At 43.3% G+C, this 16517-nt stretch carries 9 protein-coding genes; 4 read left to right on the top strand and 5 right to left on the bottom strand.

What is annotated here, in order from left to right; genetic code table 11:
- The first annotated feature begins 93 nt into the window (after nt 1-93).
- Both rpoB and rpoC read left to right on the top strand, forming a co-directional pair.
- On the top strand, nt 94-3906 hold the full coding sequence (gene rpoB / locus B5F91_RS10895; RefSeq protein WP_087429122.1) for a DNA-directed RNA polymerase subunit beta: 3813 nt from the start codon (nt 94-96) through the stop codon (nt 3904-3906).
- Nucleotides 3907-3932: 26 nt separating this feature from the next.
- On the top strand, nt 3933-8219 hold the full coding sequence (gene rpoC, locus B5F91_RS10890; protein WP_087429121.1) for a DNA-directed RNA polymerase subunit beta': 4287 nt from the start codon (nt 3933-3935) through the stop codon (nt 8217-8219).
- Nucleotides 8220-8339: 120 nt separating this feature from the next.
- On the opposite strand, the gene B5F91_RS10885 is transcribed toward rpoC, so the two are convergent.
- From B5F91_RS10885 to dut, 4 genes are all read right to left on the bottom strand, one after another.
- Nucleotides 8340-9635, bottom strand: a complete 1296-nt coding sequence (locus B5F91_RS10885; RefSeq protein ID WP_087429120.1) for a peptidoglycan DD-metalloendopeptidase family protein — start codon at nt 9633-9635, stop codon at nt 8340-8342.
- Complete coding sequence (locus B5F91_RS10880) at nt 9632-10453, bottom strand: DUF4292 domain-containing protein (protein ID WP_087429119.1); 822 nt, start codon at nt 10451-10453, stop codon at nt 9632-9634. Before B5F91_RS10880 ends, B5F91_RS10885 begins: the two co-directional genes overlap by 4 nt.
- 183 nt (nt 10454-10636) lie before the next feature.
- Nucleotides 10637-12421 carry a tetratricopeptide repeat protein gene (locus B5F91_RS10875; RefSeq protein ID WP_087429118.1) on the bottom strand — a complete coding sequence of 595 codons (1785 nt, stop codon included), beginning with the start codon at nt 12419-12421 and terminating at the stop codon, nt 10637-10639.
- 9 nt (nt 12422-12430) lie between these two features.
- On the bottom strand, nt 12431-12865 hold the full coding sequence (gene dut / locus B5F91_RS10870; RefSeq protein WP_087429117.1) for a dUTP diphosphatase: 435 nt from the start codon (nt 12863-12865) through the stop codon (nt 12431-12433).
- Nucleotides 12866-13136: 271 nt separating this feature from the next.
- Between dut and dgt the strand changes: the two genes are divergently transcribed.
- The gene (gene dgt / locus B5F91_RS10865) at nt 13137-14468 is read left to right on the top strand and encodes a dGTP triphosphohydrolase (RefSeq protein WP_087429147.1); all 1332 of its coding nucleotides are present in this window, start codon (nt 13137-13139) and stop codon (nt 14466-14468) included.
- Nucleotides 14469-14471: 3 nt separating this feature from the next.
- On the opposite strand, the gene B5F91_RS10860 is transcribed toward dgt, so the two are convergent.
- Nucleotides 14472-15812: a cytidylate kinase family protein gene (locus tag B5F91_RS10860; protein ID WP_087429116.1), complete on the bottom strand. Its 1341-nt coding sequence runs from the start codon at nt 15810-15812 to the stop codon at nt 14472-14474.
- A 195-nt stretch (nt 15813-16007) separates the two neighbouring features.
- Here B5F91_RS10860 and B5F91_RS10855 point away from each other — a divergent pair, with 195 nt between their 5' ends.
- Nucleotides 16008-16454, top strand: a complete 447-nt coding sequence (locus tag B5F91_RS10855) for a GNAT family N-acetyltransferase (protein WP_087429115.1) — start codon at nt 16008-16010, stop codon at nt 16452-16454.
- Nucleotides 16455-16517 lie beyond the last annotated feature (63 nt).

Below are 16517 nucleotides of genomic sequence, written 5' to 3'. Positions count from 1 at the left end.
GTAATCCGGTTAAGAGTCCTCAAAGAGGATTCTTAACCTTTTTGCGTCTACACAGGTTTTTATTCCTGAAATTAACAAATTAACTCCATACAGATGTCTTCAAATACAAATAACCAACGAATTAATTTTGCTTCTATTAAGAATCCGATGAAGTATCCGGATTTTTTGGAAGTGCAGTTGAAGTCATTTCAAGACTTTTTGCAATTGAATACACCGCCTGAAAACCGTAAGAATGACGGATTGTATAAGGTGTTTGCTGAGAATTTTCCAATAGCGGATACACGTAATAATTTTGTATTAGAGTTTCTTGATTATTACATAGACCCGCCTTACTATTCTATTGATGAATGTTTAGAACGCGGTTTGACTTATAGTGTCCCATTGAAGGCTAAATTGAAGCTTTATTGTACAGACCCTGATCATGAAGATTTTGATACCGTTATTCAGGATGTGTTCTTGGGGCCTATACCTTACATGACTCCGAAAGGTACTTTTGTTATTAATGGAGCAGAGCGTGTTGTCGTTTCTCAATTACACCGTTCTCCAGGCGTATTCTTCGGACAAAGTATTCATGCGAACGGAACAAAATTGTATTCTGCTCGAATTATTCCGTTCAAAGGTTCGTGGATTGAATTTGCTACAGACATTAATAATGTCATGTATGCTTATATTGACCGTAAGAAGAAATTGCCTGTAACTACTTTGTTGCGTGCTGTAGGATTTGAGAATGATAAAGATATTCTTGAAATCTTTAATTTGGCAGAGGATGTAAAGGTAAACAAAGCTAATCTGAAAAAGATTATCGGACGTAAGTTGGCAGCGCGTGTCTTAAAGACATGGACAGAAGACTTTGTAGATGAAGATACCGGTGAAGTTGTTTCTATCGAACGTAATGAAGTGGTTATAGACCGTGAGACAATTATTGAACCGGAACACATTGACTTGATTCTAGAGTCTGGAGTTCAGAATATACTTGTTCATAATGAAGAAGCTAATGCTTCGGATTATTCTATTATATTTAATACATTACAGAAAGACCCGAGCAATTCGGAAAAAGAAGCTGTATTGTATATTTACCGCCAGTTGCGTAATGCGGATCCTGCTGATGATGCAAGTGCACGTGAAGTTATTAATAACTTGTTCTTCTCGGAAAAACGTTACGATTTGGGCGAAGTCGGTCGTTATCGTATCAACAAAAAATTGAATCTTGATACACCGATGGATGTCAAGGTGTTGACAAAGCAAGATATTATCGAGATTATCAAGTATCTGATTGAATTGATAAACTCGAAGGCTGATGTGGATGATATCGACCATTTGAGTAACCGTCGTGTCCGTACAGTAGGCGAACAGTTGTCCAATCAGTTTGCTATCGGTTTGGCGCGTATGTCTCGTACGATTCGTGAGCGAATGAATGTACGAGATAATGAAGTGTTTACTCCGATTGATTTGATTAATGCGAAAACCATTTCATCTGTGATTAACTCATTTTTCGGTACGAATGCGTTGTCACAATTTATGGACCAAACGAACCCCTTGGCGGAAATTACGCATAAGCGTCGTTTGTCAGCGTTAGGTCCTGGAGGTTTGTCGCGTGACCGTGCCGGATTCGAGGTGCGTGACGTACACTATACTCACTATGGGCGTTTGTGTCCGATTGAAACTCCTGAAGGTCCGAATATCGGTTTGATATCTTCTTTGTGTGTGTATGCAAAGATTAACGATTTAGGCTTTATTGTAACTCCTTATCGGAAGGTGAAAGACGCTAAAGTGGATTTATCTCCAGAGGGTATCGAATATCTGTCGGCAGAGGAAGAAGAAGATAAGATTATTGCACAAGGAAATGCGCCATTGAATGATGACGGTACATTTATCCGTGACAAAGTAAAAGCACGTCGTGATGCGGATTATCCGGTTGTTACTCCTGACCAAGTAGAATTAATGGACGTTTCTCCACAGCAGATTGCATCTATTGCTGCTTCATTGATTCCGTTCTTGGAACACGATGATGCGAACCGTGCATTGATGGGTTCAAACATGATGCGCCAGGCAGTACCTTTGTTGAGAACGGAAGCTCCGATTGTAGGTACAGGTATTGAAAAGCAATTGTGTGAAGATTCTCGCACACAAATTGCTGCTGAAGGAGATGGTGTGATTGAATTTGTGGATGCTACAACAATTCGTGTATTATATGACCGGACTGAAGAAGAAGAATTTGTAAGTTTCGAGCCGGCATTGAAAGAATACCGTATTCCGAAATTCCGCAAAACAAATCAAAGCATGACAATCGACTTGCGTCCGATTTGCAGCAAAGGACAACGGGTGAAGAAAGGCGATATTTTGACTGAAGGTTATTCTACCGCTAATGGAGAATTGGCTTTGGGTAAGAATTTGCTGGTAGCTTATATGCCATGGAAGGGATACAATTACGAGGATGCGATTGTATTGAATGAACGCATGGTTCGTGAAGATATTTTGACTTCTGTGCATGTGGATGAGTACATATTGGAAGTCCGCGAAACCAAGCGTGGAATGGAAGAATTAACATCTGATATCCCGAATGTTAGCGAAGAAGCTACTAAAGATTTGGACGAGAACGGTATTGTTCGTATCGGTGCACGTATTGAGCCAGGAGATATTTTGATAGGTAAGATTACTCCGAAGGGTGAATCGGATCCTTCTCCGGAAGAAAAATTGTTGCGTGCTATCTTTGGAGATAAGGCAGGTGATGTAAAGGACGCTTCATTGAAAGCTTCTCCTTCATTGCGTGGTGTGGTAATCGATAAGAAATTGTATTCTCGTGTTATTAAGACACGTAGTGAAAAGAATGCCGATAAGCAGATTCTTCCGAAATTGAATGAAGAGTTTGAAGAAAAGGCAGCAGCATTGAAAGAAATCCTTGTAGAAAAATTATTGGTATTAACTGAGGAAAAGGTTTCGCAAGGAGTAAAAGATTATTTGGGTACTGAAGTAATTGCGAAGGGCGCCAAATTTACGAAATTCGCTTTAGAATCATTGGATTATACAGTAGTTCAATTAAGCAAGTGGACTGCAGATGCTCATAAAAATGAGATGATTCGTGATTTGGTGATGAATTATCTGAAGAAATACAAGGAATTGGATGCTGAATTGAAGCGGAAGAAATTTGCTTTGACTATTGGCGATGAACTTCCTTCTGGTATTATTCAGATGGCGAAAGTTTATATTGCGAAAAAACGTAAGATTGGTGTTGGTGATAAGATGGCTGGTCGTCATGGAAACAAGGGTATTGTATCCCGTGTAGTGCGTCAGGAAGATATGCCGTTCTTGGCAGACGGAACTCCGGTTGATATCGTTTTGAATCCGTTGGGTGTGCCTTCTCGTATGAACATCGGTCAGATATTTGAAGCTGTACTTGGACGTGCCGGAAAAGAATTGGGAGTGAAGTTTGCTACTCCGATTTTTGATGGTGCTACATTGAATGATTTGGATAAATGGACTGATAAGGCAGGTCTGCCCCGTTATTGCAAAACGTATTTGTATGACGGTGGTACAGGAGAACAGTTTGACCAGCCTGCTACGGTAGGTGTGACATATATGTTGAAATTGGGTCACATGGTTGAAGATAAGATGCATGCACGTTCTATCGGTCCGTACTCTTTGATTACTCAGCAGCCTCTTGGTGGTAAGGCTCAGTTTGGTGGTCAGCGTTTCGGAGAAATGGAGGTTTGGGCTATAGAAGCATTTGGAGCAGCCCATGTTCTTCAGGAAATATTGACAATTAAGTCGGATGATGTTGTCGGACGTTCGAAGGCATACGAAGCTATTGTGAAGGGTGAGCCGATGCCTATTCCGGGCATTCCTGAATCTTTGAACGTATTGTTGCATGAGTTGAGAGGTCTCTGCTTGAGTATTACATTGGAATAATTTAAAAACTTTGAAAATAAGAAAGTATGGCTTTTAGAAAAGATACTAAGATAAAAAGTAATTTTTCAAAAATTACGATTGGATTAGCATCACCTGAGGAAATCTTGGAAAACTCGTATGGTGAAGTGCTGAAGCCGGAAACTATCAATTACCGTACTTATAAGCCGGAACGTGACGGATTGTTTTGTGAACGTATTTTCGGACCGGTAAAAGACTATGAATGCCATTGCGGAAAATATAAACGTATCCGTTATAAAGGCATTGTGTGTGACCGATGTGGAGTTGAGGTTACAGAAAAGAAGGTGCGCCGTGAACGTAGCGGACATATTCAGTTGGTAGTTCCTGTTGCTCATATCTGGTATTTCCGTTCTTTGCCCAATAAGATTGGTTATTTGCTGGGTTTGCCTACCAAAAAATTGGATGCCGTTATTTATTATGAACGTTATATCATTATTCAGCCGGGAGTAAAAGCAGAAGATGGCGTAAATCAATATGATTTATTATCAGAAGAAGAGTATTTGGAAATCTTAGAAACACTTCCGAAAGATAACCAATATTTGGAAGATACAGATCCGAACAAGTTCATAGCTAAAATGGGTGCAGAAGCTATCTATGATTTGTTGGTTCGTTTGGATTTGGATGCTCTTTCGTATGAATTGCGCCATAAAGCAAATAATGATTCTTCACAACAACGTAAGAATGAAGCGTTGAAACGTTTGCAGGTCGTGGAATCATTCCGTGCATCACGCGGTCGCAATAAGCCGGAATGGATGATTGTACGTATTGTTCCGGTTATTCCGCCAGAACTCCGTCCGTTGGTTCCATTGGATGGTGGACGTTTTGCTACTTCTGACTTGAATGATTTGTATCGTCGTGTGATTATCCGTAACAATCGCTTGAAACGGCTGATTGAAATCAAGGCACCGGAAGTAATTTTGCGTAATGAGAAACGTATGTTGCAAGAAGCGGTTGATTCTTTGTTTGATAACTCAAGAAAGTCAAGTGCGGTAAAAACAGATGCCAATCGTCCGCTTAAATCTTTGTCGGATAGCTTGAAGGGTAAACAAGGACGTTTCCGTCAGAATCTGTTGGGTAAACGTGTCGACTATTCAGCACGTTCAGTTATTGTTGTCGGTCCAGAATTGAAGATGGGTGAATGCGGTATCCCCAAATTGATGGCAGCTGAATTGTACAAGCCGTTTATCATTCGAAAATTGATAGAACGAGGTATTGTAAAGACCGTGAAATCTGCCAAGAAGATTGTAGACCGTAAAGAGCCGGTTATTTGGGATATTTTGGAACACGTGATGAAAGGTCATCCCGTATTGCTGAACCGTGCGCCGACCTTGCACCGTTTGGGTATCCAGGCATTCCAGCCGAAGATGATTGAAGGTAAGGCTATCCAGTTGCATCCGTTAGCTTGTACGGCGTTTAATGCAGACTTCGATGGTGACCAAATGGCGGTTCACTTGCCTTTGAGTAATGAAGCAGTATTGGAAGCTCAATTATTAATGCTTCAGTCACATAATATATTGAATCCTGCTAATGGTGCGCCGATTACCGTGCCCGCACAGGATATGGTGTTAGGACTTTATTATATTACTAAACTCCGTAAGGGGGCGAAAGGTGAAGGCTTGATTTTCTACGGACCGGAAGAAGCGATGATTGCTTACAATGAAGGGAAAGTGGATATTCATGCTATAATTAGCGTGGTGGCAAACGACCTTGACGAGAACGGTAACATCGTTAAGAAGATGATTAAGGAAACTTCGGTTGGACGTGTCATCGTTAACGAATTGGTGCCGGATGAATGTGGTTACTTGAATACGATTATTTCAAAGAAATCATTGCGTGATATCATTAGCGACGTTATTAAGAAAGTCGGTGTGGCACGTGCTTGCGAATTCTTGGATGGTATTAAGAATTTGGGTTACCAAAAGGCGTTTGAAGGTGGTCTGTCATTTAACTTAGGTGATATTATCATTCCGAAAGAAAAAGAAGACTTGGTTAAACGTGGTAATGAGGAAGTGGAACAAATCATGATGAACTATAATATGGGTTTCATTACCGATAACGAACGTTATAATCAGGTTATTGATACATGGACACATGTCAATAGTGATTTGTCTGACATTTTGTATAAGACCATTAAGAACGATGACCAAGGATTCAATTCTGTATTTATGATGTTGGATTCTGGAGCCCGTGGTTCTAAGGAACAGATTCGTCAGTTGTCCGGTATGCGTGGTTTGATGGCGAAGCCGCAAAAGGCGGGTGCTGAAGGTGCGCAGATTATTGAAAACCCGATTCTTTCTAACTTTAAGGAAGGTCTTTCGGTGTTAGAGTACTTTATCTCTACCCACGGTGCTCGTAAAGGTCTTGCCGATACTGCATTGAAGACTGCCGATGCCGGATACTTGACCCGTCGTTTGGTCGATGTTTCGCACGATGTGATTATCAATGAAGAAGACTGTGGCACATTGCGTGGTTTGGTTTGTACGGCATTGAAGAATAATGATGAAGTCATTGCTACATTATACGAACGTATCTTGGGACGTGTATCGGTACACGATGTGATTCATCCTACTACGGGTAAATTGATTGTGGCATCGGGCGAGGAAATCACTGAAAGCATTGCCGAAGAAATAGAGAACTCTCCGATAGAAAGTGTTGAAATTCGTTCGGTATTGACTTGTGAATCGAAAAAAGGTGTTTGTGCGAAGTGTTACGGACGTAATCTGGCTACCAGCCGTATGGTTCAGAAAGGTGAAGCTGTCGGAGTTATTGCTGCACAATCTATCGGTGAACCGGGTACTCAGTTGACTTTGCGTACATTCCACGCCGGTGGTATTGCCGGTAATATGGCGGCTAATGCAAGTATTACGGCGAAGAATGATGCACGTTTGGAATTTGAGGAACTTCGTACCGTAGATGCGGTGGAAGAGACAGGCGAACCGGTGAAGATTGTAGTAGGCCGTTTGGCAGAAGTACGTTTCATTGATGTTAATACAGGTATTGTATTGTCTACCCATAATGTACCTTACGGTTCGAAATTGTATGCATCGGATGGTGAAGTAGTAGAGAAAGGCAAACTGATTGCCAAATGGGATCCGTTTAATGCTGTTATTGTAACAGAAGCTAGCGGTAGAGTTGCGTTTGAATCTGTTATTGAGAATGTGACTTATAAGGTTGAATCAGATGAAGCTACCGGTTTGCGTGAGATTATTATCACTGAGTCGAAAGATAAGAACAAGATTCCGTCATTACATGTTCTTGATGAGAACGGTAATGAAATCCGTACTTACAATTTGCCGGTAGGTGGACACGTGGTGGTAGAAGATAAGCAGACCGTGAAAGCGGGTGATATCTTAGTGAAAATACCTCGTGCAGTAGGTAAGGCGGGTGATATTACCGGTGGTCTTCCTCGTGTTACGGAATTGTTTGAGGCTCGTAATCCGTCTAACCCTGCTGTCGTTTCTGAAATCGATGGTGAGGTTACAATGGGCAAGATTAAGCGTGGTAACCGTGAAATTATCGTGACTTCGAAGACTGGCGATGTGAAGAAATACCTTGTCGCTTTGTCTAAGCAGATTCTGGTACAGGAGAACGACTATGTGCGTGCAGGTACTCCATTGTCTGATGGTGCTATTACTCCTGCTGATATTTTGGCAATTAAAGGTCCTACGGCAGTACAGGAATATATCGTTAATGAAATCCAAGACGTATACCGTCTGCAAGGTGTGAAGATTAATGATAAGCATTTCGAGATTATCGTACGTCAGATGATGCGTAAGGTACAGATTAACGAGCCGGGTGATACACGTTTCTTGGAACAGCAAGTGGTAGACCGTTTGGAATTTAATGAAGAGAACGATCGTATCTGGGGTAAGAAAGTGGTAGTTGATGCAGGTGATTCTCAAAACCTCCAGCCGGGTCAGATTGTAACAGCCCGTAAGTTGCGTGATGAAAATAGTATGTTGAAACGTCGTGACTTGAAGTTGGTAGAAGTGCGTGATGCTGTTCCTGCGACTTCGACTCAGATTCTTCAAGGTATTACTCGTGCTGCATTGCAGACTTCTAGCTTTATGTCGGCTGCATCATTCCAGGAAACTACGAAAGTTCTTAATGAAGCTGCTATCAATGGAAAGGTAGACCGTTTGGAAGGTATGAAGGAAAATGTGATTTGTGGTCACTTGATTCCTGCAGGTACCGGACAGCGCGAGTTTGACAAAGTTATTGTAGGTTCGAAGGAAGAGTATGACCGCATTTTGGCTAACCGTAAAAATGTGCTTGATTATAACGAAGTAGAATAATTCTTTAGAATAATCCTCTAGAATACAGAATGGCATGTGCTAATGATTGGATAGTAATCATTTCACATGCCATTTATGTTTTGGAACTTTTGTTTTTGTCATCAAATATAAATCAAGAATTTATTTAGCCAACCATATTTCCGGGTTCAGCTTGGCGGTTTCTTTCCGAAGCTGGAAATGAAGGACGGTATTGCCGTTCGTATCAGTATGTATCTGCCCGATGATGTCTTTGGTTTTCAGAACGCTTCCTTTCTTTACCTGTACCGAACTCAGATTGCAATAGACCGAAATATAATTCCCATGACGCACCAATACATTCGACAAGCCGTTGTATTGGAAGATAGCAGACACTTCCCCGTCGAAGATGACACGGGCTTGTGCGCCTTCTTTTCCTTTGACATCTATACCTTTGTTATCCAAGCGGACATTGCGCAAGCCTTTTACTTGGTATTTACCGTAATGCCCCACAATGGCGTATGCCCCTGTAATCGGCATCGGAAGCCTGCCTTTGTTTTTCTCGAAGACATTCGAGAGACGCAAGTCTTCATTATCCACTTTATAGACTTCAACTTTCGATTCAGGGATTGCCGCTTTCTTACTCTCCGCGATTGTTTCCTTTTGCGCTTCTTTCCGCTTCCGTTCTGCCTCCGCTTTCCGGCGCGCTTCGGCTTCTTTCCGTTTGCGTGTAGCTTCTATTTCGATTTCAATCAGGCGGTCTATCTCCGCATTCAGGCGGTTGGCTGAACGGCGTTTCTCCTTGATTTCCCGTTGGATTGCCCCTTGTTTCTTTTGCAAGGCGGAAAGCAAAGCCTTCCGTTCCTTTTCCTGTTCTTCCAATTTCAGCTTTTCGGCTTCTCCCTGTTTCAGCATATCCGCTTTCGCATCCCGGCTGGCAAGCAATGTTTTTTGCTTATCCGACACTTCCCTTTGCTTGCGTTGCACTTCTTTTCCTTGCCTCCGCTGGTAATCGGCATACTCGCGCACATAACGCATTCGGCGGTACATCTGGCTCAGGTTATCTGCCGAGAAGACAAACATCAGTTTCTCTTGAATAGACTTGTTCTTGTACATATACATCACCGACTTTTCGTATTTCTTTTTCTTGTCGGCGAGTTCACGCTCCAATGTCTTCAAATCTGTCTTCAAGCGGTCTATTTCATTTTGGATGACCTGTACGTCCTTCTCTATTGTCTCGATATATTGCTTCCGGTCCGCAATCTGTCCCAACAAGACCGCTAAGTTATCCAGTTGGCTCTTTACATCCTTCTTGGTGGACTGAAGCAAGGTCTCTGAATCGGAGATTTGCTTCTGCAAGGCAGCATGTTGCTTCTCCAGTTCCCGAATCTTCTTCGTGCTTTGCGCGCAAAGCGAAATGGAAACCAGCCCTATCAACACTATGCCTATCATCCGTTTCATCCGTTCTGCAATATCTTTAACAGTTCTTCTATACTTACACGCGTATATTTAGCCGGTATCTCCGTGCGGGTTTTCCAGTCTCCTCCCACACTTAACCGCGAGAAATCCATACCCAATGCCAAAGGCTTGCCCGTCCCTTCAATGGAAAGCTTCATCTGCTCTGGGAAAAAGCGTTGTTCTACTTTTCTGAACGCACCGTATTTCCATTGCAAGGCATACGGAGTACCCGATACTCCTATCCGGCTTTCCTCCAGCCAACCTTGTTCGGTAGAAGTAAAGAAGCGGTAGGTGAGTTGATGCTCTCCTTTTGCTTCTAATATCGCACGCCCTTCGGCTAACGAAAGACGGAAATCACTTGCATCGTCCCTGTCCACTTGTGTCTTGCCCGGCACAAACAATTCGTTTAAGAACAAAGACTGAAGCACCGCAAAACTCAAGTCCGTACGTGCCCATCGGTTTATCTCCTCAAACGAGACCTGTACATAACGCTTGTTCAAGCGGTCGAGTGCCAACAATCCTTCAGGAGAGATCTCCAGCCGTGCTACTTCGATGCCCAAGAAGGGAGCCACGGATAATTGAATGGATTCACCCCGCTTCAAGCGTAAGGTAGCGTTTACTTCGGCATGTTTTCCTTCGCCCAATGATAAGTCTAAAGCAACTTTCCCACTCAGGCTTTGCCAAGCGGGAGCCAGTTCGATTACCTTCTCTATATAGGCTTCTCCCGTCAATCCTCCAATCATCGGTGCCTTAGCCGCCTTCCGTGAGGAAGAACACGAAGCTAAAAGAACCGCTATAATTATAATGTATACGTATTTCATCGTTTTTACTTTTCAAACGCAGAGACGCAAAAACGCAAAACTTTTATTTTAATGAGTTTAGAATCTAATATCGCAAGACTATTGTCTTTTAACTCTTGCCGAAAGCATAACTCCTTCTAACTTCTTTGTTCTGCTTATAATTATTCCTCTGCGCTTTTGTGTCTCTGCGTTTGTTTTTAATAATCATTCAATATACTTTTTCAACTTAATCTTCTGTTTCAAGCGTTTGATTTCCTCTTCCGTAGGAGGTGTCTCGCCTTCTTCTGTCTCTTTTATCGCATCGGCTTTCTTCCAGTATTCCAATGCTTTCTCTTTCTCGCCTAACATGTAATAAATATCTCCGCAATGCTCTACGATGACCCGGCTCTTCTCTCCGCCGTTGCGCAATGCCTGCTCAATATAAATACGGGCTTCGGTATAACGTCCCTTCTCAAAAAGAATCCAAGCATACGTGTCCAGATAGGTTTCATTATCCGGTTCCGCCTTCACCGTGCGGTAACTCATCTCTTCCGCCTTATCCAAATGTTTCTTATCTACGGAAAGGAAATACGCATAATTATTCAATGTTCCGATGTTGTCGGGATTATATACCAACGAAGAATCATATGCCGCGTAAGATTCTTCCGACCTCCCTTTTTGGTGATAAATGTCTCCCAATATCGCATAAAAGTCGGAAGCGATTTGCTTGTCGCTCTTCTCATTGATTTGCCTTACGCCACGCGTGAATACATCCAACGCCTCGTCCAGCTTCTCTTGCTGATAATAAGCGATGCCCTGATAATAATAAAACTCCAATGCGTCCGGATGATACTCTAAGGCAGAGGTGGCAATCCGTATCACTTCATCTAAATCATTGTCCTGTATGGCATAGCTCAATAATTGCAAGCGGGCAGGCTTGTTCTCCGGGTCTAATGAAAGCACTTGCTCTAATACCGGAATGGATTCCTTCTTCATGTTCTTGGTAATCATGTATTGGGCGCAAAGCATCGCCAAATCGGCATTTTGTTGGGGACGAGCCAAGATGCGTTGGAACAATGCCACGATTTGCGTGCTATCCTTCGTGGTTTGTTCCGATTGCAGGATGTTCTGGCGCATCAGTTCCATCTTCGTGTCCGAGGGGACATTGTCGTTCATTAATATCGTATCCAGCTGAAGCTGGTACAGGCTGTCCTGACCCGTCTTTTGGTAATACGAAGCCATGGAAAGCACCGCCGGAGCATAATTCGGTTCTTCCTTTAATATATGCCGGTAAATATCCAACGCTTCTTGATACTTCTCGTTATTCAAATAAACATCGCCCAAGATAGTCTGATAACGTAAATCGTAAGGATATTCTTTCGAGAGGTTTTCTATCTCGATAAAGGCACTATCCTGCTTACCCATGAGCAGATACATGCGGAACTTTTCCATACTGATTTGCTCTGACTTCCCATCCAACTCCTCCAAGCGGTTCAAGGCATTGACTACATTTTGATAGCTTTTGGTCCGGCTATACAAGTCAACTAACGACATCAAAGGCTCCAGACGCGAAGGGAATTGCTCCGCCATATTCTCGTAAACGGATATGGCTTTCGGGACATTCCGCTTTTGTTCATAGAAGGCGGCTAAGGTCTGCTTATACCAGAAATTGGACTCATCTGAACGGATGGCTTGCTTCAAGGCTTCCTCGCCTTTCTCCTCCTGTCCCAAGTACATGTAGAACTGGGAAATCTCGTACAAAGCCGCTCCTGACATCGGATTGATATCCAGGCAATGTGTATAGAGTTCGTATGCGGCATCGTATTTCCCTTGTTCTTTCATCCGCACGGCTTCTAAGAAGTAATAATCAAACTTCCGGCGTTGCTCGAAGCTTAAAGAGACCTGTTCCGTTTCTCCCTTCTGCTTTTTCCCCGCCTGCCTTCCGGTTGTTCCGCATGCCACAAGTGTCATCAGCACACCCACCGATACGATATAAATTAGTTTCTTCATTTATTTCACTCATTTCGTTCCCGTATGTCCGAATCCGCCTGCTCCGCGTTCGGTTTCGTCTAATACTTCCACTTCCTGCCATTCCGCCTGCTCATAACGGGCGATGACCATTTGGGCGATACGCTCTCCATCCTCTATCGTAAAGTCTTCGGTAGAGAGGTTGACCATGATTACCCCGATTTCGCCCCGATAGTCAGCATCAATTGTGCCGGGGGTATTCAGCAAAGTGATTCCTTTCTTCAACGCCAATCCGCTACGCGGACGTATCTGTGCCTCATATCCTTCGGGCAAAGCGATATATAAGCCCGTAGGGACCAGGCAACGTTGCAAAGGCTTTAATACAATCGGTTCGTTCAGGTTAGCCCGCAAGTCCATTCCAGCCGAATAAGAAGTGGCATAACTCGGAAGCGCGTGCTTCGACTTATTGATAATCTGTACTTTCATCGTAAATCTTGTTTTTTATTTCAAGGAAACGCAGATTAGCGCAGATTTACGCAAATTATTATTTTCACTTTCATGAATCGCTTTGATAAAATTAAAATATCTGCGTAAATCTGCGCTAATCTGCGTTTCCTTATCAAAGCTTCACATTAATCACATTAAATTATCTGCGAAAATACATATTTCGTAGGATTTATGCATACGTTTACCATTTTTTATCGAAACTTTTATACATTTGCATACTCACTTTTACTTGAGCATAAGAAAAATGATGATGAACTGGAGCCAACTGATATCAAATAAACGCTTCGGACTGGAAGCGTTACACGAAATACGGAAAGAAGACCGGACGGAATTCCAACGCGATTACGACCGCCTGATATTCTCTTCCCCTTTCCGGCGTCTTCAAAACAAAACGCAAGTGTTTCCCCTTCCGGGAAGCATTTTCGTGCACAACCGCTTGACGCATAGCTTGGAAGTGTCATGCGTAGGACGCTCTTTGGGCAACGATGCCGCACGGCTTCTCTTGCAAAAACATCCCGAATTATCAGATTCCCATTTGCTTGAAATCGGTGCTATCGTGTCTGCGGCTTGCCTGGCACACGATATGGGAAATCCTCCTTTTGGGCATTCGGGCGAGAAAGCCATCGGCACCTATTTCTCGGAAGGCAAAGGGCTGGCATTGAAACCTTTGGTTGCTCCAGCCGAATGGGAAGACTTAACCCACTTCGAAGGCAATGCCAATGCGTTCCGCCTCTTGACTCACCAGTTCCGAGGCAGGCGTCCGGGAGGCTTTGTGCTTACTTATTCTACGTTGGCTTCTATCGTGAAATACCCCTTCTCGTCCCAATTAGCCGGAAACAAACAGAAGTTCGGCTTCTTCTTAAGTGAGCAAGAAGACTATGAGCGGATAGCTAACGAATTAGGCATCACCCGGTTAAGCGAGGAGGGAGAACCAGTACGCTACGCTCGACATCCGTTAGTCTACTTAGTAGAAGCCGCCGATGACATCTGCTATCAGATGATGGACATCGAAGACGCGCATAAGTTGAAAATCCTGACTTCGCAAGAGACTAAGGAACTCTATTCGCATTTCTTCACCGAAGAACGCCTGAAGCGCATCCACAAGATTTGCCAATTAGTGACCGATACCAACGAGCAAATCGCCTACCTGCGCTCTTCCGCCATCGGCGTACTCACGAAAGCCTGCGTAGAAACCTTTGTGGAACACGAAGAAGAAATCCTTTCGGGCACGTTCCAAGGACCGCTCATCAAGCAAATCGCCCCGCCCGTAAGAGATGCTTACAAGAAATGCTCGGAAACGGCATTCGCCAAAATCTATTGCGCTAAGGACGTGCTCGACATCGAATTGGCAGGTTATCAGGTCATTACCACCTTGGTCGACCTGATGATAGAAGCCGTGCGCTATCCGCATAAAGCCTATTCCCAACTCCTGATAAACCGTGTGTCGCATCAATACGACATGCAAGCACCTACCCTCTACGGCAAAATACAAGCGGTACTGGATTACATTTCGGGCATGACCGATGTTTATGCCTTGGATTTGTATCGGAAGATAAACGGGAATAGCCTTCCGGCGGTATGATGCTCATTTCATATTCTTAGCTGCACGCAGAATCAGGTCTACGGCTCCATCGATACCTGTATAATCGGTATTGATAACCAAATCATATCCGTTGATGTCTGTCCATTGCTTTCCGGTATAATGCCAGTAATGGTTGGCGCGTCCGGTATTCACACGTTCGATTTTCTTTGCTGCATCTTCCGGCGATATATGAAATCTTTTGGTCACTTGATGAATGGCAAAATCCAAGCCCGAACGGATAAATACCCGAAACACGTGTGGATTGTCTCGGAGAATCCAATTGCCTAACCTGCCGATAATAACACACGGACCGTTGTGAGCCAATCCGCGGATGGTACGGCTTTGGTTAACGTAAATTGCATCTTCTTTCGAAGGATTTAGGGAAGCCGGAATACCGCTATCGGAGAATATCAGTTCCCATAAGCGGGCGGTAGAGATGTTTTGTTCATTCTCGGCTACAAACTCCGTGGAATATCCCATTTGCAGGGCGGTCTGGTCGATAATCTGGCGGCTATAGCACGGGCATCCTAATTTGTGCGCTACGGCTTCGCCTATGGCATTTCCTCCGCTTCCATACATACGGGCAATGGTAATAATACGGTTTCCTTCCCATTCATTGGAGACGTTTGTCTCTTTGGAAGTAGTGCGTTCGCCTTTGGAAATGAATATCTTGTCGAGCCATACGATATGCGGTGCGAATACACGAACCATCATGCCGACATAGAACATGGAAATCAAGGTACCCACACCTACCAACTTCCAGCTCCATCCGCCGAAGTAAATAAGCATGAACACCGTGCCGATGCATACCAAAGACGTATCGGAACAAATCTTCACCTTCCCGAAATCCTTTTTCAGGAACTTGGAGATAGCTAATGGAAGCCCTTCGCCCGCTAACATTAATGAATCGCAACGCACCTCGCAAGCGATGCCGAATGCCAAGATAGCTCCTCCGATAAGCAATTCGATAAGTCTTAACGGATAGCCTATCATCGGATTCATGTCGAACGGGACTTGCAGGAATCCGGTCATCCACATAGTCAGGTCGGTATAGAAACCGAAAAGGAAGGATACCAAAATCTGCGCATACTGGCGTTTCTCGAAATCCTTGCGCAACAATAATATCTGAATCAAGATGAAAAACACGTGCATGCAAATGGTGAGTTGCCCCATTGTGAGCTTCATGCCCGGAATCAGCGATAGGATATAAGGTGGGGCAGATATGGGAGACGAGCCAAGATTGGCACGGATAGATAACGAAGTTCCAAAAGCAATTATAAAAAGAATTACAATAAAACTAACGTAGCGGCGCACCCACTCTCCTTTACTTCTCTTTACATTCATTTCTTATAGACTTAAAATCGTTGCGAAGTTACACAAAATCTGACATGTTAAAACGGATTCCGCCAAGGCTTTAAACTTATTTATACTTAGTCGTAAGATTAATGTTTATCATGCCATTCGTATTTCTTCCGTTTTTCTTATTTTTGTCTCGTAATCAATAAAAATTACCTGAATAAAAGAAACTTGACAAGAATCATGATACGCATTATTTCAATTGAAAAAGACAATAGGGATACTGAGTTAATCAGCCGTTTGCTGGACGTTTGGCAAGCATCCGTTCGAGCTAGTCATCATTTCCTGACCGAAGAAGATATCCGTGTTTTGACTCCACAAGCGGAGGAAGCCTTGCGGCAGATTGAAACGTTATGGGTTGTGCAAGACGGTTTGTTGTCCGTAGGTTTTATGGGCGTACAGGAGCATAAGATAGAAATGCTTTTCCTTCATCCTGATTATTTCCGAAAAGGGTTGGGTAAAGAGTTGGTGCTACGTGCGTTTCGTGAATTGGATGTGGAATACGTGGATGTCAATGAGCAGAACCCCGATGCCCTAAAATTTTACGAGCAAATGGGATTCAAGGTATTCAAACGCAACGAACTTGATAGCGAAGGCAATCCGTTTCCCATTTTGGAGATGAAAACATGAAAATTTCATTTCTACTCTCTCCTCAATTTATTTTTAAAGAGACTCGCTAATCGTCTGCTCCGT

It is taken from the genome of Bacteroides sp. An322 (assembly GCF_002161765.1).
Classification (GTDB): Bacteria; Bacteroidota; Bacteroidia; order Bacteroidales; family Bacteroidaceae; genus Phocaeicola; species Phocaeicola merdavium.
The sequence above is the reverse complement of the archived record's forward strand: the minus strand, read 5'-3'. Positions and strand labels throughout refer to the sequence as shown.